At 75.9% G+C, this 21101-nt stretch carries 17 protein-coding genes and 1 pseudogene; 8 read left to right on the top strand and 10 right to left on the bottom strand.

What is annotated here, in order from left to right; translation table 11 throughout:
- Nucleotides 1-278: 278 nt before the first annotated feature.
- Nucleotides 279-581: pseudogene (locus OH807_RS39375) on the bottom strand (CopD family protein); the annotation flags it as partial.
- Between the two features lie 917 nt (nucleotides 582-1498).
- Nucleotides 1499-1858: a 5-carboxymethyl-2-hydroxymuconate Delta-isomerase gene (locus tag OH807_RS39370; protein WP_406209696.1), complete on the bottom strand. Its 360-nt coding sequence runs from the start codon at nucleotides 1856-1858 to the stop codon at nucleotides 1499-1501.
- A gap of 305 nt (nucleotides 1859-2163) precedes the next feature.
- On the opposite strand from OH807_RS39370, the gene OH807_RS39365 reads away from it, so the two are divergent.
- Nucleotides 2164-2334 carry a hypothetical protein gene (locus tag OH807_RS39365; RefSeq protein WP_406209693.1) on the top strand — a complete coding sequence of 57 codons (171 nt, stop codon included), beginning with the start codon at nucleotides 2164-2166 and terminating at the stop codon, nucleotides 2332-2334.
- A gap of 104 nt (nucleotides 2335-2438) precedes the next feature.
- On the opposite strand, the gene OH807_RS39360 is transcribed toward OH807_RS39365, so the two are convergent.
- The 6 genes from OH807_RS39360 to OH807_RS39335 all read right to left on the bottom strand — a co-directional run bounded on the left by OH807_RS39360 (nucleotide 2439) and on the right by OH807_RS39335 (nucleotide 10489).
- Nucleotides 2439-5303 carry an ATP-binding protein gene (locus OH807_RS39360; protein WP_406209690.1) on the bottom strand — a complete coding sequence of 955 codons (2865 nt, stop codon included), beginning with the start codon at nucleotides 5301-5303 and terminating at the stop codon, nucleotides 2439-2441.
- A gap of 315 nt (nucleotides 5304-5618) precedes the next feature.
- Nucleotides 5619-6143, bottom strand: coding sequence for a hypothetical protein (locus tag OH807_RS39355; protein WP_406209687.1), 525 nt, complete (start codon nucleotides 6141-6143; stop codon nucleotides 5619-5621).
- Nucleotides 6144-6435: 292 nt separating this feature from the next.
- A complete protein-coding gene (locus tag OH807_RS39350) occupies nucleotides 6436-7335 on the bottom strand; it encodes a GNAT family N-acetyltransferase (RefSeq protein ID WP_406209685.1) in 900 nt (299 codons plus the stop codon).
- A 365-nt stretch (nucleotides 7336-7700) separates the two neighbouring features.
- Nucleotides 7701-8972, bottom strand: coding sequence for a hypothetical protein (locus OH807_RS39345; protein ID WP_406209682.1), 1272 nt, complete (start codon nucleotides 8970-8972; stop codon nucleotides 7701-7703).
- Nucleotides 8973-9224: 252 nt separating this feature from the next.
- Nucleotides 9225-9428: a hypothetical protein gene (locus tag OH807_RS39340; protein ID WP_406209679.1), complete on the bottom strand. Its 204-nt coding sequence runs from the start codon at nucleotides 9426-9428 to the stop codon at nucleotides 9225-9227.
- 230 nt (nucleotides 9429-9658) lie between these two features.
- Nucleotides 9659-10489, bottom strand: coding sequence for an SDR family NAD(P)-dependent oxidoreductase (locus OH807_RS39335; protein WP_406209676.1), 831 nt, complete (start codon nucleotides 10487-10489; stop codon nucleotides 9659-9661).
- Between the two features lie 469 nt (nucleotides 10490-10958).
- Between OH807_RS39335 and OH807_RS39330 the strand changes: the two genes are divergently transcribed.
- Both OH807_RS39330 and OH807_RS39325 read left to right on the top strand, forming a co-directional pair.
- Complete coding sequence (locus OH807_RS39330) at nucleotides 10959-12338, top strand: histidine-type phosphatase (RefSeq protein ID WP_406209673.1); 1380 nt, start codon at nucleotides 10959-10961, stop codon at nucleotides 12336-12338.
- A gap of 231 nt (nucleotides 12339-12569) precedes the next feature.
- On the top strand, nucleotides 12570-13040 hold the full coding sequence (locus OH807_RS39325; RefSeq protein WP_406209670.1) for a GreA/GreB family elongation factor: 471 nt from the start codon (nucleotides 12570-12572) through the stop codon (nucleotides 13038-13040).
- Nucleotides 13041-13112: 72 nt separating this feature from the next.
- On the opposite strand, the gene OH807_RS39320 is transcribed toward OH807_RS39325, so the two are convergent.
- Complete coding sequence (locus OH807_RS39320; RefSeq protein ID WP_406209667.1) at nucleotides 13113-13748, bottom strand: DUF1345 domain-containing protein; 636 nt, start codon at nucleotides 13746-13748, stop codon at nucleotides 13113-13115.
- A 286-nt stretch (nucleotides 13749-14034) separates the two neighbouring features.
- On the opposite strand from OH807_RS39320, the gene OH807_RS39315 reads away from it, so the two are divergent.
- Together OH807_RS39315 and OH807_RS39310 are read left to right on the top strand one after the other, a co-directional pair.
- Nucleotides 14035-14604 carry a TetR/AcrR family transcriptional regulator gene (locus OH807_RS39315; protein ID WP_406211427.1) on the top strand — a complete coding sequence of 190 codons (570 nt, stop codon included), beginning with the start codon at nucleotides 14035-14037 and terminating at the stop codon, nucleotides 14602-14604.
- 100 nt (nucleotides 14605-14704) lie between these two features.
- Nucleotides 14705-15880, top strand: coding sequence for a GDSL-type esterase/lipase family protein (locus OH807_RS39310; RefSeq protein WP_406209664.1), 1176 nt, complete (start codon nucleotides 14705-14707; stop codon nucleotides 15878-15880).
- A 132-nt stretch (nucleotides 15881-16012) separates the two neighbouring features.
- On the opposite strand, the gene OH807_RS39305 is transcribed toward OH807_RS39310, so the two are convergent.
- Nucleotides 16013-16603 (bottom strand): lytic polysaccharide monooxygenase, encoded by a 591-nt coding sequence (locus tag OH807_RS39305; RefSeq protein ID WP_406209661.1) that lies wholly within the window; start codon nucleotides 16601-16603, stop codon nucleotides 16013-16015.
- 460 nt (nucleotides 16604-17063) lie between these two features.
- Here OH807_RS39305 and OH807_RS39300 point away from each other — a divergent pair, with 460 nt between their 5' ends.
- From OH807_RS39300 to OH807_RS39290, 3 genes are all read left to right on the top strand, one after another.
- Nucleotides 17064-17258 (top strand): hypothetical protein, encoded by a 195-nt coding sequence (locus tag OH807_RS39300; protein ID WP_406209659.1) that lies wholly within the window; start codon nucleotides 17064-17066, stop codon nucleotides 17256-17258.
- Between the two features lie 234 nt (nucleotides 17259-17492).
- Nucleotides 17493-17933: an Lrp/AsnC family transcriptional regulator gene (locus tag OH807_RS39295; protein ID WP_406209656.1), complete on the top strand. Its 441-nt coding sequence runs from the start codon at nucleotides 17493-17495 to the stop codon at nucleotides 17931-17933.
- A 191-nt stretch (nucleotides 17934-18124) separates the two neighbouring features.
- Nucleotides 18125-21094, top strand: coding sequence for an aminotransferase (locus tag OH807_RS39290; protein ID WP_406209654.1), 2970 nt, complete (start codon nucleotides 18125-18127; stop codon nucleotides 21092-21094).
- Nucleotides 21095-21101 lie beyond the last annotated feature (7 nt).

The raw sequence follows: 21101 nt of genomic DNA, 5'->3' as shown, positions 1-21101 counted from the left end.
GGGTGTTACGGGCCGTCGGATTGCTACGGCCGCCGGCCGTTTCAGGCCGTCAGGCCGTCAGCCGTTTCGAGCCGTCAGGCGCCTCAGGCCGTCGCCGCGGCGGTGACGACCGGGCGGCGGGACAGGGCCTCGGAGGCCTTGGCCGTGGCGTAGAAGGAGACGGCCAGCGCGATCGCGAGGGCGGCGCCGCCCGCGAAGACCGTCCCGGAGGAGACGGCCTTGGCACTGCCCGCCTCGGTGCGGGCGGAGCCGGCGATGAACGGCAGCACGAAGAGCACGGCCACCCCGAGGACGACCTCGCCCCAGACCACCTTGGGGAAGTGGCGCAGCGTGAGGTGCAGCAGCGAGCCGGTGTCGTCGGCGCGGCGGGCCCGGACGATCCTGGGCATCAGCCAGAACTGGTTGAAGGCACCGGCGGTGACCAGGCCGGCCACCAGCAGGATCTTGACCAGCAGGGCGATGCCGTAGCCGGTGGTCCACAGCTGGGAGATCCCGCCGACGTGCTTCCAGCTCAGCCAGAGGCCGGAGAGGACGACGGCGCCGACGCAGACCATGGCGACGAGGCTGAAGCGGCGCCACATCTCGGCCCAGAGCAGCCCGGCGCCGGCACCGAGGCGGCCGCGGGTGCCGGCCAGGGCGACCAGCAGGGCCAGGCCGCCGAGCCAGACGACACCGGAGACGATGTGCGTCTGGTCGAAGGCGAGGTCCAGCCACTTGTCCAGGTCGGCGGGCTCGGTCGCGGGGACGGCGGCGATCAGGGTCACGGCGAGCGACAGCGGCAGCGCGGTGAGGGCGATCGCGTCGGTGTGGCGGCGGACGGCCGGCACGAAGAGGGCGATCAGGGCGGCGGCCGCCATCACCAGCACCGCGTTCTGGACGATGTAGACGGTGCCCTGGGCGATCCAGGCGCCCTTGGCGGCCGGGGCCCGGAGGTAGTCCCAGATCCGGTCCGGGGCGAGGGCGTCACCGAACGGCATGCCCTTGCCGGCGCGCGCGAGGCGGGCGGCGAGCTGGAAGTAGCCCGCCACCAGCAGGACGACGCCGGCCCAGGCGAGGTAGGTCGCCGATCTTCTTCGCAGCACCGCGGCGTCCTCGGGGCTGCTGCCCGGTGCGCGGAGCGCCGGCCGGACGGTGGTGGCGTAGGTGACGGTGGCGCCGATGGCCCCGCTCAGACCGATGAAGTATCCGGTCTTGGTGAGAAGCCGCCACGACTGGGGCATGGTGTATCCGGCCGTGGTCGCGGCCAACAGGGCGTGGTTCATGAGGGAAGGCTAACCTAAATAAGGGCACCGTTAGCAACCCCTCCCGGCCCCGGTTGTTCAATCGTCACCTTTCCGTGAGCTACCGCCCGGACGGCCTCCGTTCCCGGCGTTCTCCCTGGTCGGACGGGTCGGCCCGGGCGCGGGCAGGGCCGTGCGTACACGCCGGCGCCGCCCGGCCTCCGGGGTGCCCCGGAGGCCGGGCGGCGCCGGGCGTGGCCGGGCGGACCCCTCGCGGGTCAGCCGGCCCGGTGGCCGGGGTGCCGGACCACGCGGTAGGTCTCCCGGTCCAGCTCGGTGACCTCCACCCCGAGCGCGGCCGGCACCCGGACCAGCGCCTCCAGCACCGTGAGCACCCGCGCCGTCAGCTCGGCGCGCTGCCCGGCCGAACGGCCCGCGAGGATCTTGATCTCCACGAGCACCACCGCGTGCCCGTCCGTCCCGTCGCCGACCGCGTACTGCGCGGCCGGACGGAAGACGGTCTTGCAGTCCGCCACCGTGGTGTCGATCACCTCGGCGATCAGCCCGTGCACCTCCTTGACGAAACCGGCGTGGTCGAGGTCGAGGTCGGACGAGTGGTCGACCAGAATCTGCGGCACCGAAAGCTCCCCGGGGGACAGGCCCGCCGGGGCTCCGGCGGGCGGCGTCGTGACACCGTCGTGCAGTGCGGGCACCCCGACGGGCACCCTTCTGAATGAGGTGTGACATGGCATCATGTCTCGTCGACGGTACCGGGGGCCGACCGTACGGCGGTACCCACGATTCGGCGCAGGGGTTGGGTAGCGGTACGCATTGTTCCCCCAGCGGCCGGGCCGGTTTGCTGGACCTCGCCGCACCCAGGCCGCACCGCACCGCACCCGCACCGCACCCACGCCGCCGACCCCCAACGCCACCGGAGGCCGCCATGACCCGCCGCGAACGCTTTCGGCTCTACGCCCAGGAGCACTTCACCGCCCTCGACGACCCCGGGCTCGTCCACCCCGCCCGCCGCGGCACCGCCGGCCGGCAGACCCGCCTCGCCCGGCTGGCCCGGCTCGCCCGGCTCGCCGAACGCGCCGGCCACCCGTACCGCTGACGGCCGGCTGCCGAGCATTGCCGACGGCCGAGTACTGAACTACTGACTACTGACTACTGACCGCTGACTCCCGATCGGGGCCCGGACCCTCACGAGCCCGGACGTCACGAGCCCGCCGGCCCCCCGGGGGCCTCGGTCCCCTCCTCCGCCGCCAGTGCCTCGGCCAGCTCCGAGCGGCCGGCACCCAGCTTGCGGAGCACGCTCGCCACGTGGTGCTCGACCGTCCGCGGCGAGAGGAAGAGCGCCCGGGCGATGTCCTGGTTGGCCGCCCCCTGGGCCGCCAGCGCGGCGACCTGACGCTCCCGCGGCGAGAGCCGCTCGCCGTAGCCCCGGCGGCCGGGCGACGCCACCCGCCCGAGGCCGAGGTCGCGGCGCAGGCGCTGGCACCGGGCCGCGTCCGAGGCCGCACCCAGCACCAGGTAGGTCTGCTCGGCGGCGGTCATCCGCTCCCCCGCCCCGGCCCGGTCGAGCCCGGACAGGGCCCCGCCGGCCCGCTCCTCGGCCCGGGCCGCCTCGTACGGGCGGCCGATCTCCCGCCAGCCGTCCCGGGCCCTGGTGAACGCCTCGGCCGCGCCTGCCGGATCCTCGTCGCCCAGCAGCAGGCCGCGCGCGAAGTCGAGCGCCGCGAAGGCCGCCGGGGCGTCCCGGCCCGCCAGCCTCGCCGCGGCCTCCTCCGCCAGCCGGTCGGCGGCCGGGCGGTCGCCCTCGGCGAGGAACACCTCGACCGCGACCGGCAGCAGTTCGGCGGCCCGGGCCCAGGCCCGGGCGCGGTGCAGCGCCGCGACGGCCGGCGCGAGCGTGGCCGCGGCCTGCGCGGTGTCCCCCTCGGCGAGCTGCAGGGCGGCCAGCCCGGCGGCGGCCCGCATCGCGGCCGTCACCTGGGACTCGCGGTCCCCGTACGGGCCGGCCTCGGCGAACTGCTGCCGCGCCACGGCGAGCCGGCCGCGGGCCGCCGCCAGCCGGCCGAGCAGCAGGGCCTGCTCGGCCCCGGCCATCGCGAGGTCCGGGAACTCCGTCCCCAGGGCGGCGAGCCGCTCCTCCAGACCCGCCCAGTTCCCCGCCAGGCCGTCGAGCCGGACGAGCGCGATCCGGCTGTAGCACTCCAGGTACGGGATGGCCGCCCGGCGGGCCAGCCGCCGGCTCTCCTCCAGCAGGCGCGCGGCCCGGCGGTCGTGGCCCAGCTCGACGGAGATCTCGCCGACGTTGTAGAGCGCGCGGGTGGTCTGGCGGACGATCTCGGCCTGCTCGGAGCTGCGCGGCAGCCGCTCCAGCAGCGGCCACACCGCTGGGTCCCCCTCGCGCGCCAGGAAGGTGAGCCGGGTGGCGCGCACCGCGGCGGCCACCTCCTCGTCCGGGCCGGTGGCCAGCGTGCGCTCGGCCCGCTCCAGCCACTCCCAGGACCGCTCGCCGGCGCCGTCGCGCTCGTTCATCGCGATCGCCACCATCGCCCGGGCCGCGCGCGCCGGGCGCTCCTCCAGCTCCTCCAGCGACTCCTCGATCCGGGCGAACCCGGCCCGGTCGCCGCCCTGGATGGCCATCAGGATGCCGAGGGTGAGCCGGATCTCGCCGCGGTCGGCCACCGGCAGCCTCGGGTCCGCGATGATCCCGGTCAGCGTCTCGGCGCTCGCCGCGGCGTCCACGCCGTTGGCGGCGATCCGGGCGAGCGCGAGGGCGGCGCGGCCGCGCCGGCGGGGGTCGAGGTCCGGTTCGTCGAGGAGCCGGCGCAGCAGCGAGCCCGCGAGCCCGCTGTCACCGAGCGCGACGGCCTGGTCGGCCGCCGCCTCGGCCACCTCCTGCCAGGCCCGCCGGTCGCCGAGCGCGAGGGTGTGGTGGGCGATCTGCACGAGCGGTCGCGGCTCGCGCTCCCCCAGGGCCCCCACCGCCCGCCGGTGCAGGGCGGTGCGCTGCGGCCCGGGCAGCCGGCGGTAGGCCACCTGCTGCGCCAGGACGTGCCGGAACCCGTAGTGGGCGAGCGGCTGCTCGTGCAGCAGCGTGGCGCGCAGCGCCTCGGTCAGCCCGTCCGCGGCAGCGCCCCGGTCGAGGCCGGCCACCGCGGCGAGCAGTTCCTCCGCCACCGGCAGGCCGAGCACCGCCGCCGCGGACGCCACCGCGGCGGCGTCCGGCGAGAGCGCCGCGAGCCGCTCGGTGACGGCGTCGCGCAGGCCGCGCGGGACCTCCGAGTGCTCCAGGTCGGCGGCGAGGTCCGCGGCGTCGGTCAGCCCGCCCGGTCCGCGCTGCTCGCACAGGGTGATGAGGTCCTCCTCGGCGACCAGCGGCAGGCCCTCGCTGCGGTCGAAGAGCACCCGGGTGAGCGCCGCGGTGGCGCGCAGGCCGAGGGCGGCGCGGGCCAGGTCGTGGATCTCGGTCTCGGCGAGCGGCCGCAGCCGGATCAGCGCACCGCCGACGCCGGACGGGCGCCGGTAGGCGGCGCCGAGCACGGGCGTGTCGGCCGGGAGGTCCTCCGCGCGGTAGGTGAGCACCAGGGCCAGCCCCGGCGGCATGTCCCGGGCGAGCAGCAGGAGCAGCTCACGGGTGGCGTCGTCCACCCAGTGCAGGTCCTCGATGACCAGCACCACCTCGCCGAGCACGCCGAGCAGCGCGCGCACCGCCTGGACGAGCAGGTGCCGGCCGGGCAGCCCGTCACCCGCACCCGGCGGGTAGGGCGGCAGCCGGTGGGCCAGGTCGGGCAGCAGCGGGCGCAGCGCCCCGGCGCTCGCCGGGATGCCCCCGGCCGGCGGGAGGAGCGGGCCGACGGCCCGCAGCGCGTCCACCACCGGGCCGAACGGCAGCGGCTCGCGCAGGGGGTGGCAGAAGCCGGTCAGCACCCGGCGGCCCGCGGCGGTGGCCCGGGCAGCGGCCTCGGCGACCAGCCGGGACTTGCCGAGGCCGGCCTCGCCCTCGACCAGTACGACGGCGGGCGGGCGCACCATGGCCTCGGTCAGGCGGGCCAGTTCCGGTTGCCGCCCCACGAAGTCGAAGCCCGCACCGGGCGCCCCCGGTTCCGCCGGCCGGCTCACGGCCGCCCGGCCGGTTCGCGCAGACGGCGCGAGCCGGGGAGGGGTGCGGAGGACATGGGCCCATCATGCCGTGCCGGCTTCCGGTGGCGCCCGCCGGGGTGGCCGGTCCCGGCCGGCGGGCGGACCTCGCGGCGGCCGGTCGGCCGGGCTCTGCGGCCGACCGCCGGAGCCGGGTGCGCCGAGCGGGGGCGGGGGTCCCGGCGGCGGCAGCCGGGCCGGGGGTGCGGGCGGGCGTCGGATCCACGGCGCGGAGCGGACGGTGCACGCTCAGGCGCTGCGGGCGTCGACCGGCGCCGGGCGGGTCGCCGGCCGGGCGGGCGGGCACGTCGCGAAGGCGGGCCGCGGCACCGGCGGCCGGGCCCGGTCGGCCCGGTCGGCCCAGGCGGCGCGCCCGGTCAACCCGGCACGCTCGGCCTGCGCGGCGCGGTCCGCCTGCACGGCCCGGTCCGCGCGCCCGGGGAGTTCGAGCACCTCACAGCCCAGCGCCTCCAGCCGGCACACGGTGGCCCGGGCGGCCCGGTCGTCGAGCGCGAAGACGAACGGCCCCGGCACCAGTACGACGTCCACCCAGCCCTGCACGGCCTCGCGCAGCAGACGTTCCAGGGCCGGCAGCGGCGCGCCGGAGCGGTGCCCGTTGTCCAGGTAGAGGCCCGGCGCCGGCAGCCCGTGCTCGACGGCGAGCCGCTCCAGGGCCGCGCGCTGGCAGTCGAGCCCCGCCGTGTCGCACGGGTAGCAACGGAGGTAGAGCGCGGCGCGGGCCGGGCGGCCCGGCCGGGTGGGGTGGTCGATCATGCCGTTCACCTGATCTGTCCGAACGGAGGGAGACGGGCCGGGGAGCCCGTCCACTCCAGCAGGCCCCGGGAAACCGTGCGGGAACAATAGGGGTGATCACCCAATCCCCCAATCCGCCGCATTCTCCCGTACCCGTACCCGCTCCCGGCCCGGAGCATGGGACGAGCGGTCCGGACCTGCCGACGGACCGGACCGCTCGCCGCGTGCTGCTCCTCGCCGGGGCCTGTCCGACGATTCCCGCCGCGTGCCGATGCGACGCGAATCGTCGGACAACCCCCGAACCCCCTGACCCCTAGACCGCCCGGCCGGCCGGGTGGAAGTTGACGCGTTCCCTGACGACGGGGAAGCCGGCCTTGGTGAAGTTCGCGGCCATGGGGAAGTTGCCCTGGTCCGTCGCCCCGGTGACGAACTCCGCGCCCTGCTCGACGAGGACGTGGGTGCACTCGGCGAGGAGGTCGTAGGCGTAGCCGCGGCCGCGGTGTTCCGGGACGACCCCGATGAAGCCGATGGTCGGGCCGGAGGGGTTGTGGGCCGGGATGTGGATGCCGGCCAGGTCGCCCTCCGGCGTGTGCGCGAGCTGCCACCACTCCCGCGGGGAGGGGCACCAGTGGAAGAAGTCGAGTTCCTCCTGGGCGGCCCGGTCGAGGCCGCCCTCCGCCACGGCCCTGCGCGCGTGGGCGTCCAGCGTGACGGAGTGGATGCGGCGCAGCGCGTCGAAGAACACGGTGTCGTCGGGTTCGGCGCTGAAGCGCAGGCGTCCGGGCCGCTCGGGCAGCCCTCGCTCGGGCGTCCAGCGGTAGAGGAAGCGTTCCACCAGGAGTTCGTACCCTGCGGATCGTGCGGCGGCGAAGCGAGCCTCGGCGCCGGCGCGCAGGTCGGCCCTGTCCCGCCAGCCGCCGGGCAGGTTGATCTCCAGTTCGACCTGCCGGGGCGCGGAGCGCAGGAGTGCGGCCCCGGCCTCCTCCTCGCCCTCGGCGACGTCGAACCAGTTGATGGTGACGGGCTCCGCATCGTCGGGGCCGCCCCACCACGCGCCGCGTGCGACGACCTCGCCGTCGCGCAGGGCGACGCGCTTCCAGTCGGGGCGGAACCGGGTACGCCGATGGCCTTCAGCGGCGCCCAGGGGGTCGGGGAGTGCGTCGAAGAGATGAACGTCGCGCGCGGAGAGCGCGCGGATGACCGGATCGGTCATGGATTCCTCCGGGATACAGGCTGCTTGGAGCGCTCCCGGTCAGGACTGACCAACCACGCCGGGACAGCGGACGAGGGAGCGCGGGAACGGTGTGAACTGCACGGCACTCGCCTCCTTCCATCCGTCTCAGGGCGTGTGGCCACACCGTACGTGATCTTCCGCGGGCCCGTCCACGGATTTTCGCGCCCCCGGAACGACGGGTTCGCGGCACGGGTGCGGAGCACCGTCGAGGGCTACCGGCGCCTGCGGACGGCCTGCCGTTCGCCCGGTTGTCGGGTCCCGCCCCGCCCCGGCCCCGGGCGCGGACGCACGGGTGCCCGGTCCGCCCGGGATCCGGGCGGACCGGGCACGGGAGCGGCACGGCGTCAGCGGCGGCCGGTGACCACCAGCGGCTGGTAGTCCGAGGACTTCGGGGTCGTGCCGGCGCCCACGGCGGTCAGCCGGCCGCCCGGGCCGGCCACCACCGCCTGGTAGGACTGGTTGACGTACCCGGGCACGGACAGGTCGAGCGTCTCCCACCGGCCGTGGGTGAGGCGCAGGCCGAGCGGCTGGTCCTGCTCACCACTCGCGTCCCAGCCGACCGCGGCCATGCCGCCGGGGGTGGCGGTGACCGACCAGAGCTTGCCGGCCACACCCTCGGGGGCCGCCACCGTGCTCCAGGAGCGGCCGTCGTAGTGGGCGACCAGCGGGTGGCCGCGGTCCTTGTCGGTGAGGACGGCCCGGCCCACCACCCAGACGTCGTCCGGCCCGGCGGCCGCGACGCTCTGGTACTCGCCGTAGAGCCCGGTGAAGGCGGGGGCGGCGACCCTGGTCCAGTCGTGGCCGTCGTAGTGCAGCAGGACGGGTCGGTCGTCGGGGTAGCTGGTGTTCCCGACCGCCCAGACGTCGTCCGGCGCGATCTCGGTCACGGAGTTGAGCCACCAGTTCCCGTCGATCTCGGGAGCGTCGATCCGGTGCCAGGCGGTGCCGTCCCAGCGTTCGATCACGCCGGTGGTCCGGGTCTCCGTCAGGGGCGGGTCCCCGGGGGTCGGACCGGGGGTCCGGCCGGTGACGACGCTCGCGCCGCCGACCGCCCAGGCCCGGCCCGGCCGCGGTGCGGAGACGCCGAGCAGATAGGCACTGTTGAGCTCACCGGGCGGCGCCTCGATGGTGGTGCTCGTCCAGGTGGTGCCGTTCCAGTGCTGGGCGAGGATCCGGCCGGTGTGCCGGTCGAGGTCGCCCACGAGCCAGGCGTCGCGCGCCGAACTGCCCGCCACCGCCGTCGCCCGGCCCTCGAAGTCGGCAGCGGGGAGCGGGAGTTCCCGCCAGGGACCGTCCGCTCCCACCCGCTCCGCGACCGTCGGCGCGAACCGCAGCCTGCCGTTGTCGCCGGTGAGCCGGAAGCCGGCCGCCCAGGTGGTGCGGGCGTCGAGCTGCGCGCCGGAGCTGAGTATCGCGCCCTCCAGGGGCAGCTTCGCCGGCGTGAAGCGCGCCCCGGCCGAAGTGGCCCCGGCCGCCCCGGCGGCCGTGGTGGGTGCGGTGGGTGTGGTCGCCGCGTTGGGTGCGGTCGCCGCGGTCGCGGTGGTGGCCGTCGCCGTGGCCGCCGTCAGCACGGAAACCGCCAGTGCGGCCGCGGCCCAGTGTCGTACTCGCCTCATGTGTCGATCCCCGGATTCCTCGGTAGGCGTGGCATCGAGGGGCACCATCGGCGTGATCGCGCCCCCGCAGAGAAGAGGCACCGGACCTGACGATCTGTTACACGCCCGCGCCGCACCCACCGGGGCCGACGTCGACGGCGCCGGGATGCGCGCCGCACCCACCGGGCGCGCGCCCGCCTCCCGCCTCCCGGGCCCGGACGCACGGGTGCCCCGGCCGCACGGAGCGGCCGGGGCACCCGGAGCCGGAAGGCGTCAGCCGTTGGAGCGGCTGTAGGCGTCGAGCCAGCTGATCTTCGGGCCGAAGAGGCCGACCGAGGCCCCACCCGTCGAGAGGCCGGACGCCGAGGACGGCTGCGGAGCCCCGTACGCCATCGCCGCCGTCGGCACGGCCACGGTGGCAACGGCCGCCAGCACCGCGGTGACAGCGACCTTGCAGAGCTTTCCACGAACGGACATCTCATGACCTCCAGGTCACATCGCTGCTCGTCAATCTGCCCGAGCGGGCAGGCCGGGCCCGGAACGGGCCGCGGGAAACGCCCCGCCGAGGGGCGCACGAGCCACGTTTGCACACGAACACACCGGGCTCGCACCTCTCGCAACCGCAGCGGTGCGAACGGGTGACAGAGATCCCCCGACCGGCCCAGCGCGCCCGGCCACCGGCGCCGAGGGGGCCGCCGGAGACCGGCTCAGGCCGGCCCGGCGTCCAGCAGGGCGCGCGCGGCGGCGAGTTCCTCGGCGGCCGCCACCTGGACGGCCGCCACGAAGTCCTGACTGCCCGGGCCGACCGGTATCCGCACCGGCAGCGGCCCGGGCTCGGCGACGATCCGCAGCACCAGCCGGGCGAAGTCCTCCGGCCGCCCGACCGTCGGGCCCTCGACCATCGACCCGAGCAGCCCGCGCATGGGGTCGGTGAACGGCGCGTAGAGCGGCGAGCGGCCGGCCGCGTCGGCGAGCGAGGTGCCGTACCGGGTCGCGTACCCGGCCGGCTCCAGGGCTGTGACCCGGACGCCGAACGGCGCCGCCTCCGCAGCCAGGGCCTGCGTCATGCCCTCCAGCGCGTACTTGCCGGTGACGTACGCGGCCAGCCCCGGGAAGGCCATCCGGCCGGCCAGCGACGAGACGTTGAGGATGTGCCCGCCGCCCTGCGCGCGCATCAGCGGCAGCACCAGCCCGGCCAGCCGCCACGGGCCGACCACCAGCGTTTCGAGCTGGTCCCGCAGTTCGCCGTCCGTCACCTCCTCCACCGCGCCGAACACGCCGTTGCCCGCGTTGTTGACCAGGACATCGAGCCCGCCGAGCCGCTCCACCGCGTGCGCCACCGCCGCCTCGCACTGCGCGCCGTCCCGGACGTCCAGTGCCACCGGAAGGAGCCGGTCGGGGCGGGACCGGACCAGCTCGTCGAGGTCCGCGGGCCTGCGCGCGGTGACCACCACGGTGTCCCCCGCGTCGGCGGCCGCGGCCGCCAAGGCCCGCCCCAGCCCGGACGAGCAGCCGGTCACCAGCCAGCGCCGTGTCATGCGGTACCCCCATCGTCGAACGGATCGTGCCGCGGTCACCGTCCCAGAGCCGGTCCCGCCCGCCCAGACCTGCGACGTGCAGCTCCGGGCGCACCGAGGCACCCCGGGGCGTGCGGCAGATCCCCGCACGCCTGCCGAACGACCCTCCGCCGCAGCGGAACCGGTCCGCGGGCCCGCCGCGGAGCGGACACCGCGGGCACCGCGGGCACCGCGGGCACCGCGGGCACCGCGGGCACCGCGGGCACCGCGGGCACCGCGGGCACCGCGGACACGACGACCCACCGGCGCCCCACCGGCGGCCCGCCCACGGCCCGCCCACGGCCCGTCGGCGGCACGGGGGTTCGCCCGGTGTTCACCCGCGCCTCACCGGACGCAGCGGAGCCGCTCACCGCCCGTTCGACGGGTGACCCCAGGCTGCGCAGGGCCGCGGCCGAACCGTCGGTCGCCGCACTCCCTGAAGGGCCTGGTCGTGAACCGCTCCGTCCCCCTCTCCGCCGCCATGGCCGCGGCCCTGACCGCCGTCGCCGTCCTCGCCGGCGGCACCGCCGCCGCGCACGACGCCTCCGGCGCCTCCGCCGCGTACCGCCCGTCCGACGTGTACGGGACCAAGACCCCCTACGAGCCGCAGGGGAGGCCGAAGCAGTACCAGCGGACGCCGAAGGGCTACACCCCGGTCCTCACCGAGAACGTCGCCCGGCACGGCTCCCGCGCCATGACCAACAGCGGCGACGGGGACGCGGTGCTGGCGGTGCTGCAGAAGGCCGGGCAGGACGGCGCCCTGACCCCGCTCGGCACCGAGCTGGCCCCGCAGGTACGGCAGTTGCTCGCCGCCGCGGCGGCGCTCGGCTACGGCAACCTCTCCGGCCGCGGCGCCCGGGAGCACCGCGAGACTGCCCTGCGGCTGGAGGAGCGACTGCCCGAGCTGTTCCGCACGATCACCGCCGAGCACGAACCGGTCGTCGTGGAGACCTCGGGCGTGCCCCGCGCGGTGGCGAGCGCGAACGCCTTCACCGCCGGACTGACCCAGGGTGTGCCCGCACTCGCCGGCGTCGTCGCACCCCCGGTCACCGACAAGGACCTGCTGTACTTCCACAAGCAACCGCAGAACGCCGACTACCAGGCCTACCTGGCGAGCGACCCGGACCTCGCCGCCGTGCTCGCCCGGATCGACGGCCTGCCGCGGACGGAACAGGCGGCCGGCCAGGTCGCCGGACGGCTCTTCACCGCGGGCTTCGCGGCCGCGCTGCCGCCCGCCGACCGGATCGCCTTCGCCCGTGCCCTCTACCAGCTCTTCAGTGCCGCCCCGGACCTCCGCGACGAGGCGCCGGACGTCGACCTCCGGCCGTTCCTGACGACCCGTGACGCGCAGTGGTTCGGCTACCTCGACGACGCCGAGGAGTTCTACGGGAAGGGCCCCGCCTTCAGCGGGCGCACCGTCACCTACCGGATGGCGCAGGTGCTGCTCGACGACCTCTTCCAGCAGGCCGAGGCCAAGGCCGGCGGGACCAGCCGGAACGGCGCCGTGCTCCGCTTCACCCACGCCGAGGAGATCGAGCCGCTCGCGGCGCTGATGGGCCTGCCCGGCAGCACCGAACCGGCCGCCCCGGACGAGCCGTTCGACTACCGGAGCAACCCGTGGCGGGGGGCCCGGGTCTCCCCGATGGCCGCCAACATCCAGTGGGACCTCTTCACCAAGGACGCGGGCGGGCGCGGGAAGTCCCCCGCCCACCTCGTCCGGATGCTCTACAACGAGAAGGAGACGGCCTTCAAGCCGGGTTGCCGGCCCGTCGCGAAGGGCAGCTACTTCTACGACCTCGACGAGCTGAAGCGCTGCTTCGGCCGCGGCTGACCGGTCGGCCGGGCGGGGCGCTCCCCCGCCCGGCCGTACCGTGACCGCCGCGCCCGAGCCGCCCCGGGCCGTGACCGTGACCGTGACCGAGCTGCCCCGGACCGTGCCGGTGCCACCCCCGGCCGCCCCGGGCGGCTGCCGTCGCAGCGTGGCGATTTACCCGATATCGTGAAGAATGCCGCAGGCCATCCGCGGCCTTCGCCCGTGCCGCCTGCACCCACAGGAGCCGGAATGACCGGTGGACCCGAGCCCATCAGTGCCGTCGCCCGCGAGGCGTTCGAACGCGAACTCGCCCAGCTGCGCACCGACCGCGCGGCGGTCGCCGCCACCCTGCGCGGCGGCAAGGAGGTCGGCGACCAGGCCGACCAGGCCGACGAGTTGCAGCGCGCCTCCGAACTCGACCGCCTGGACCGGCGGATCACCGGGATCGAAGGCCGGCTGCGCGAGGCCGCCGTCGCCGAACCGCCCGGCACCGACACGGTCGGCGTGGGCAGCACGGTGAAGGTCCGGTTCGCGGACGGCACCGAGTCCACCGTCCAGCTCGGCGAACTCGCCACCGCCCTGGACCGGACGCTGGTCACCGCCGACAGCCCGCTCGGCCGGGCCCTGCTCGGCCGCCGCGCCGGAGACACCGTCGCCTACGAGACCCCCCAGGGCCCGACGCGCACGGTCGTCCTGGCCATCGGCGACGACGCCTCGTAACCGACCGGCCGCACTGAACCGAACCGGACCGAACCCGCCCGGCCCGGCCCGGGCCGCTGCGGACCGCGCCGGTCAGCCCGTGACGATGCCCGTCACCAGGTTGATGGTGGTGGCCAGGATGCTGGCACCGAAGAGGTAGGACAGCAGGCAGTGCCGGAGGGTGACCGCCCGGATCGCGGACGTCGAGACCGAGGTGTCCGACACCTGGTACGTCATGCCGAGGTTGTAGCTGAAGTACAGGAAGTCGCTGTACCGAGGCGGGTCCTCGGTGTTGAAGTCGATCCCGCCCCCGGGCGGCAGGTAGTAGATGTACGCGTAACGGGTGGCGTACATCAGGTGCAGGGCCGCCCAGGCCATGAAGACGCCGCAGAGCGCCGTGGCGGCCGCGACGGGCCCCTGGTCCGAGCGGCCGACCAGGAGCAGCAGCACGATGCCGACCAGCCCGCACAGGGCCGCCGCGACGACGGCCAGCTCCTCGACCACCGGCCGGAACTCCTCGCGCCCGACGTTGCGCCGGGTGCTCGCCGCGTCCATCGGCCACAGCACCAGCCACCCGGCGACGACGAAGACCGTCTCCGCCGCCGCGATCCCGGCGAGGATGCCCAGCGGCGCCCCGGCCGGGAGGCCGACGGCGGCCCCCGTCACCGCACCGACGAGCGAGGCCCAGACGAGCCGGGGAACGGCGGACAGCACCGGCCAGTGGTTCATGCGGGCCTCACGGGTGGCGCCTCGACACCTCGGCGGCGGAGCCGACGGTGCGGCCTGCGCGGAGGGTACGGCTGGGACGACGGCGGACGGCGCCAGCGTATCCGCGCGGCCACCGGGGTGCACCGCCCCGCCGCGTCCCGGCCCGTCCCCGCCCCGCCCCGGCCACGGCCCTGCCGGCCCGTCGGGCGGATGTTGGGCCCGTCAGGCCACGGCCTGAACGACCAATCTATTTGCCTATAGGCTGTAGGCAAGCGCATGATGACCATAGGCAAATGGAGGGAACATGATGGTTCGCGCAGGCCTGACCCCCGAGCGGCTGACCCTGGCCGGGGCCGAGCTGGCCGACGAGGTCGGCTTCGACCAGGTCACCGTGTCCGAGCTGGCCCGGCGCTTCGACGTCAAGGCCGCCAGCCTCTACTCGCACCTGAAGAACTCCCACGACCTCAGGACCCGGATCGCCCTGTTCGCCCTGGCGGAGCTCGCGGACCGGGCCGCCGACGCCGTGGCCGGGCGGGCCGGCAAGGACGCCCTGGCCGCCTTCGCCGACACCTACCGCGACTACGCCCGGGAGCACCCCGGGCGCTACGCCGCCATGCGCTACCCGCTCGACCCGGAGACGGCGGCCGCCAGTGCGGGCGTCCGGCACGCCCAGCTGACCCGCGCGCTCCTGCGCGGCTACGACCTCAGCGAGCCCGGCCAGACGCACGCCGTCCGGATGCTCGGCAGCGTCTTCCACGGCTACGTCAGCCTGGAGACGGGCGGGAGCTTCGCCCACACTCCCGTCGACCCGCAGGAGTCCTGGGAGTGGATCGTCGACGCCCTCGACGCCCTGCTGCGCGGCGGCGCCGCCCGCTGAACCCGGCCGCACGGCACGCCCCCGAAGCGGGCCGGCCCGAAAGCGGCCCCCCGAACACGACCGTCCCGAGGGCGGTCACCCCGAAGACCGGACTGGAACGATGAGCACCGCGCACCCCCTGATCACCACCCCCGTCACCGCGGACCTGCTACGCGGACACCTCGACGTCGAGCGCACGCCGCACGGGCTGCTCCCGCACCGGCTGCCCGCCCGGGCGCGCCGCCAGGTGCCCGACGCCCAGCTCGCGATGGCCGAGGCCCAGCCGTCCGGCGTCCGCCTCGCCCTCCGCACCCGCGCCACCGTGGTCGAGCTGGAGACCCTGCCGACCAAGCGGCTCTACCGCGGCCTGCCCGCCCCGGCGGACGGCGTCTACGACCTGCTCGTCGACGGCCGTCCGACGGCGCACACGACCGTCGCCGGCGGCAACACCCGCGTGATCGACATGGCCGCCGGCACCGCCGAGCTGCGGGAGGGCCCGACCGGCACCGCAAGGTTCACCGGACTGCCCGCGCGCGACAAGACCGTCGAGATCTGGCTCCCGCACACCGAGATCACCGAGCTGGTCGCCCTGCACACCGACGCACCCGTGACGCCCGCGCCCGACAGCGGGCTCCGGCGGTGGCTGCACCACGGCAGCTCGATCAGCCACGGCTCCAACGCCGACCGCCCGACCGCGACCTGGCCCGCCCTGGCCGCCGCAGCCGGCGGCGTCGACCTGGTCAACCTCGGGTTCGGCGGCGGCGCACTGCTCGACCCGTTCACCGCCCGCGCCATGCGCGACACCCCCGCCGACCTGATCAGCGTCAAGATCGGCATCAACATCGTGAACGCCGACGTGATGCGGCTGCGCGCCTTCGGCCCCGCCGTCCACGGCTTCCTCGACACCGTCCGCGACGGCCACCCGACGACGCCGCTGCTGGTCGTCTCCCCCGTCCTCTGCCCCGTCCAGGAGGACACCCCCGGCCCGCTGGCGCCGGACTTCAGCAGCGGCACGCTGAAGTTCCGGGCCACCGGCGACCCGGCCGAACGTGCCGCCGGGCGGCTCACGCTCACCGTGATCCGCACGGAGCTCGCCCGGATCGTCGCCGAACGCGCGGCCGAGGACGAGCAGTTGCACTACCTCGACGGGCTCGCGCTGTACGGCCCCGCCGACCACGCCGAGCTGCCGCTGCCCGACGAAGTCCACCCCGATCCGGCGGCGCACCGCCGTATCGCGGAGAACTTCGCCCGCCTGGCGTTCGCCCCCGGCGGGGCCTTCGCCCGGCCGGCCGGCTGACGACCCCGGCCTGACGCGCGGGCCGGGGCGGCCGGGGCTGCCGCGGGTGGCCGCCCCGCGGGCCGCCGACCGTCGATCGGTCGGCGGCCCGGCCGGGCGGGCCCGGCGCACGGGGTGAGCGTCCGGATCGGATCAGAACTGGACGTCGGTGCAGGAGTAGAACGCGTTGGCCGTGTCGGCCACGTCCCAGACCGCGACGACCACGTGGTGCCCGGTGCGGCCCGTGGGGAGGGTCGCGGTGTGAGTGGTCGTGGCGGCGGGCTGGCGGCCGTTGTAGGGAACGGTCAGGAACGGGGTCAGGTCGAGGCTGGCCCGGGTGATCTTCTGGGTCGCGTCGTAACCGGGCTTGGTCAGGAAGTAGCGGAAGTTCGTGGTCGAGTGCCTGGCCTCGATCTCCCAGGTGAAGTTGAGCTGCTGGCCGGCCGTCACCTTGGTGGTCGGCCACTTCCCGCCGCGCGGGTTGTCGAGCGGCGCCCAGCGCGCGTCGGCGCCCGCGCAGATGGTCCCGTCCGCGGGGCCCTTGGCCGGGAAGCCCTTCGGCCCCTCGACGCTCTGGGGCTCCCACTGGATGTCGCCGCAGTTGGTGACGGCGCCCGTCCCGCAGAGTGCGGCCCGGCTCGGCGGGAGGTTGATGAAACCGTGCGAACTGGCCGGTGCGGCCATGGCGAGCGGCACGGCCGCGGCCGCGGCCAGGGCGGCACCGATGATCTGACGTCTGCGCATGATGCTCCTCCGTGGGGGGATGGAGAGTGCGCCCGGCGACAGGAAGCGCGTGGGGGTGCGCTGGCCACGACAGTTCTTGGCATGCCTTCGCCAGGCCGGTACCGGAAACCGTAGACGCCGCCCGACACGCCGTCAATGGTATGGACCACTGGGCCAGTTGGACAGAACACCGGTCCCGGCCGACCCCTCTGCCGGCCCCTCCGTCGACCTCCGCACCGACCCGCGACCGGACGCGCCCGGACCGCGACCGCGCCGCGCGCCGGCCCCGGACGGACACCGGCGGGTACGACCGGCAGCAGGGCCCGCGCCTGGCGCCGCCGTCGCGCTCCCGTGCGCGGCTACTCCCCGGCCGGTGGCGGCTGGTGTCATGGATGCGCCGACCGCCCACCGGCCCGCGGGAGAGACCCGCCGAGCGGGGCCGACGATCCGCCGACCGACCCGCACGAACGGGGACACGCCGTTGACCGTCAGCGCGACCGTGGCATTCGCCGTCATCATCCTCATCCGGCTCGCCCGCCGGACCGAAGCCCGGACCAGGGCGGACGAGAAGTTCACCGCCTTCCTCTGCGTCGTGCTCGGCGTACTCATCGCCGCGACGCCGTGGGGACAGGCCATTCTCCGGCTCGTCGGCGTGCTGACCCGGGCGACCCTGTAGCCCCCGGGCCCCACCCCGGGCGCAGGCCCCCGACCGCCGAGCGGCTCCAGCCGCCCCTCGCACCCTTTTCCACGTCTTCCACGATCGATTCGAGCGTGAAACATTGCCGAAGCACGCGAATCGATCGTAGAGTCAATCCCACCCCGACCCTGGAGGACCACCGATGCACCGCTCCTGCACTCCGGCCGCCGGGCCGGCCGGCCGTTCCGCCCGGGCTGCGGGGCGGTGAACGCCATGGACGGGACCGACCGGGCGATCCTGCGGGAGCTCCAGGCCGACGGCCGCATCCCCTACGCCGACCTGGGGCCCAAGGTCGGCCTGTCGCCGTCCGCGGCCCGGCTCCGGCTGCAACGGCTGATCGACGCCAAGGTCGTCCAGGTCGTCGGCGTCACCGACCCGATGGCGATGGGCGGCCAGGCCATGGCGCTGCTCGGGATCCGGGTCGACGGCGATCCGCGGGCGGTGGCCGACGCACTCTCCCGCCACGAGGAGGTCGTCTACGCCGTCCTGACCTCCGGCACCTTCGACCTCTTCACCGAGGTCGTCTGCCGGAGCCCGACCGCCCTGCTCGACTTCATCAACGACGTGGCCCGCCCGGTCGAGGGCGTGACGGCGATCGACAACTTCCCCTACTTCGGCATCCACACCCACCGGTTCTTCTGGGACGTGGGCTGAGGCCCGACCACCGCGGCCCCACGCGGCCGACCGGCCCCACGCGCCCTACCCACGCCCCTCACGCGGCCGACGCGCCCCCACGCGGCCGCTCCCGTCCGCCGCCGCCGACCCGTCCGCCGCCGATCCGACCGGCGCGCGGCCCCGCACCGCGCCGCCCCCGGCCGACCGCGCCCAGCCGAAGGAACCGCCGCATGCCCCACGACCAGCCCTCCGGCGTCGACTTCTTCGCCCGCAAGGCCCTGCCGGCCCCCCGGGTGAGCGGCCCGGACGCACGCCGGATCGCCGCCGAGGCCTTCGGACTCTCGGTGCGCGCCGACGCGCTCGGGAGCCAGCAGGACACCAACTTCCTGCTGCGCCGGGGCGACGGCTCCCCCGTGGCCGTGCTCAAGATCGCCAATCCGGCGTTCGGCGCCACCGAGATCGAGGCCCAGGACACCGCCGCCGACCTGATCGCGGCAGCGCACCCGGAGCTGCGGGTGGCGACCGTCCTGCGCGACCTCGTCGGTGCACGGCAGGCGACGACCGTCCGCACCGAGGACGGGCCGGTCACCGCGCGGCTGCTGCGCTACCTGCCCGGCGGGGCCCTCTCCGGGCCCCGGCACCTCTCCGCGCGCACGGTCGCGGCCATGGGCGGCATCGCCGGCCGGGTCGGCAACACGCTCCGCGACTTCCGCCACCCGGGGCTGGACCGCGTCCTGCAGTGGGACCCGCAGCACGCCGACCGGGTCGTCGACGCCCTGCTGCCGCACGTCCGCGAGGCGGACCGCCGCAGCACCGTGGCGGCCGCCACGGCCGGGGCCTGGGCGGACGTCTCCGAGCTCGCCGACGGCCTGCCCCGGCAGGCCGTGCACCTCGACCTCACCGACGACAACCTGGTCCGCGCCCCCGGGAGCCGCGCGAACCTCCCCGACGGGATCATCGACTTCGGCGACCTGACGCACAGCTGGGCCGTCGGCGAGCTCGCCGTCTGCCTCTCCTCCGTGCTGCACCACGCCGGCATGGAGCCCCACCACGTCCTGCCCGCCGTGCGCGGCTTCCACGCCGTCCGCCCGCTCGCCCCCGAGGAGGCGGCGGCGCTCTGGCCGCTGGTCGTGCTGCGCGCCGCCACCCTGGTGGTCAGCGGCCGGCAGCAGGCCGAGGTGGACGGCGACAACGCCTACGCCCGCGCGGCGCTCGCCGACGAGTGGCGGATCTTCGAGCAGGCCGTCTCGGTGCCCTCCGCCGTGATGGCGGGGCTGGTCACCGACGCGCTCGGGCTCCCCGCCCGGCCGGCCCCGTCGCTGCCGGTCGGCCGCCCGCTGGTGGCGGGGCTCGCCCCGGACTCGATCGCCGTGCTGGACCTCTCGACCGACTCCGACGTGCTGGACCACGGCAGCTGGCTGGAGGCCGGCACCGAGGAGCGGCTGGCGGCCGACCTGCTCGCCCGTGGCACCGCCGCCGTGGCCACCCGGTACGGCCGGCCCCGGCTCACCGCGGCCGCGCCGCTCCGCGCCGACTCGCCCGCGACCGTCGCCACCGGCATGGACCTCTGGCTCGGCGGCCCGGCCGAGCTCCGCGCGCCCCGGGACGGCGAGGTGCTCGACGCGGCGCCCGGCCGCGCGACCCTCGGCTGCGGCCTCCACCTGCTGGAGGTCACCTGGGACGGGCCCGCCGAGCCGCGGGCCCGCGCCGGCGCCGCGCTGCGCGCCGGGGAGCCACTGGCGGCCCTGCCCGCCGGGAGCCGCGTGCACCTCGCCCTGCGGCGCCGGCCCAGCCCCGCCGCCCCGCCGCTGGTACGGCCCGAGTACGCGGCCGGCTGGCTGGCCCTGACCGCCGATCCGGCCGCCCTGCTCGGCCTGCCGGCCGCCGCGCCGGCGCCACCGCCCGCGGAGCTGCTCGACCGGCGCGGCGCCTCCTTCGCCACCGTCCAGGAGCACTACTACGACGACCCGCCGCGGATCGAGCGCGGCTGGCGCCACCACCTCGTCTCCACGGACGCGCGGGTCTACCTCGACATCGTCAACAACGTCACCCCGCTGGGCCATGCGCATCCGCGCGTCGAGCGGGCGGTGGCACGGCAGTTGCGGCGGCTGAACACCAACTCCCGCTTCCACTACGCCTCGGTGGTGGAGTTCACCGAGCGCCTGGCCGCCCTGCTGCCGGACCCGCTCGACACGGTGTTCCTGGTCAACTCGGGCTCCGAGGCGGTGGACCTGGCGCTGCGGCTGGCCATCGGCGCCACCGGCCGGCACGACGTCGTGGCCCTGCGGGAGGCGTACCACGGCTGGACGTACGCCTCGGACGCCGTCTCGACCTCGGTGGCCGACAACCCCAACGCCCTGACCAGCCGACCGGGTTGGGTGCACACCGTGGACTCGCCCAACCCGTACCGCGGGCGCCACCGCGGCGCCGACGCGGTGGCCTACGCGGCCGACGCCGTCCGCGCCGTCGACGACCTGGCGGCGGCCGGCCGGGCGCCGGGCGCCTTCATCTCGGAGTCCTTCTACGGCAACGCCGGGGCGGTGGCCCTGCCGGACGGCTACCTCCGCCAGGTGTACGGCGCCGTCCGGCGGCACGGCGGCCTGGCCGTCGCGGACGAGATCCAGGTCGGTTACGGCCGGCTCGGCAGCTGGTTCTGGGGGTTCGAGCAGCAGGGCGTGGTGCCGGACATCGTCACGGTGGCCAAGGCCATGGGCAACGGCCATCCGTTGGGCGCCGTCATCACCTCGCGGGAGATCGCCGACCGCTACCGCGACCAGGGGTACTTCTTCTCCTCCACCGGGGGCAGCCCGGTCTCCAGCGTGGCCGGTCTCACCGTGCTGGACACGCTGCGGGACGAGGACCTCCAGGGCAACGCGCTGCGGGTCGGCACCCACCTGCGGGACCGGCTCCGGGCGCTCGCGGACCGCCACCCCGTGATCGGCGCCGTGCACGGCGCCGGCCTCTACCTGGGCGTCGAGCTGGTGCGCGACCGCGACACGCTCGAACCCGCCCCCGAGGAGACCGCGGAGCTCTGCGACCGGATGCTCGAACTCGGCGTCGTCGTGCAGCCCACCGGGGACCACCTCAACGTCCTCAAGATCAAGCCGCCGCTCTGCCTCGACCGCGCGGCCGCCGACTTCTTCGCCGACATGCTCGACCGCGCCCTCACCGAGCTGGCGCCGGGCCCGCGCGGGCACTGACACACCC

It is taken from the genome of Kitasatospora sp. NBC_01560 (genome assembly GCF_045208415.1).
Taxonomy (GTDB): Bacteria; Actinomycetota; Actinomycetes; order Streptomycetales; family Streptomycetaceae; genus Kitasatospora.
The sequence above is the reverse complement of the archived record's forward strand: the minus strand, read 5'-3'. Positions and strand labels throughout refer to the sequence as shown.

Excerpts from the sequence above, each read along its gene's own strand:
- OH807_RS39340 (WP_406209679.1), bottom strand. The coding sequence starts at position 9,428 with ATGTCCGTTCGTGGAAAGCTCTGCAAGGTCGCTGTCACCGCGGTGCTG.
- OH807_RS39345 (WP_406209682.1), bottom strand. The coding sequence starts at position 8,972 with ATGAGGCGAGTACGACACTGGGCCGCGGCCGCACTGGCGGTTTCCGTG.
- OH807_RS39310 (WP_406209664.1), top strand. The coding sequence starts at position 14,705 with ATGAGCACCGCGCACCCCCTGATCACCACCCCCGTCACCGCGGACCTG.
- OH807_RS39365 (WP_406209693.1), top strand. The coding sequence starts at position 2,164 with ATGACCCGCCGCGAACGCTTTCGGCTCTACGCCCAGGAGCACTTCACC.
- OH807_RS39325 (WP_406209670.1), top strand. The coding sequence starts at position 12,570 with ATGACCGGTGGACCCGAGCCCATCAGTGCCGTCGCCCGCGAGGCGTTC.
- OH807_RS39335 (WP_406209676.1), bottom strand. The coding sequence starts at position 10,489 with ATGACACGGCGCTGGCTGGTGACCGGCTGCTCGTCCGGGCTGGGGCGG.
- OH807_RS39295 (WP_406209656.1), top strand. The coding sequence starts at position 17,493 with ATGGACGGGACCGACCGGGCGATCCTGCGGGAGCTCCAGGCCGACGGC.
- OH807_RS39355 (WP_406209687.1), bottom strand. The coding sequence starts at position 6,143 with ATGATCGACCACCCCACCCGGCCGGGCCGCCCGGCCCGCGCCGCGCTC.
- OH807_RS39315 (WP_406211427.1), top strand. The coding sequence starts at position 14,035 with ATGGTTCGCGCAGGCCTGACCCCCGAGCGGCTGACCCTGGCCGGGGCC.
- OH807_RS39305 (WP_406209661.1), bottom strand. The coding sequence starts at position 16,603 with ATGCGCAGACGTCAGATCATCGGTGCCGCCCTGGCCGCGGCCGCGGCC.
- OH807_RS39290 (WP_406209654.1), top strand. The coding sequence starts at position 18,125 with ATGCCCCACGACCAGCCCTCCGGCGTCGACTTCTTCGCCCGCAAGGCC.
- OH807_RS39320 (WP_406209667.1), bottom strand. The coding sequence starts at position 13,748 with ATGAACCACTGGCCGGTGCTGTCCGCCGTTCCCCGGCTCGTCTGGGCC.
- OH807_RS39350 (WP_406209685.1), bottom strand. The coding sequence starts at position 7,335 with ATGACCGATCCGGTCATCCGCGCGCTCTCCGCGCGCGACGTTCATCTC.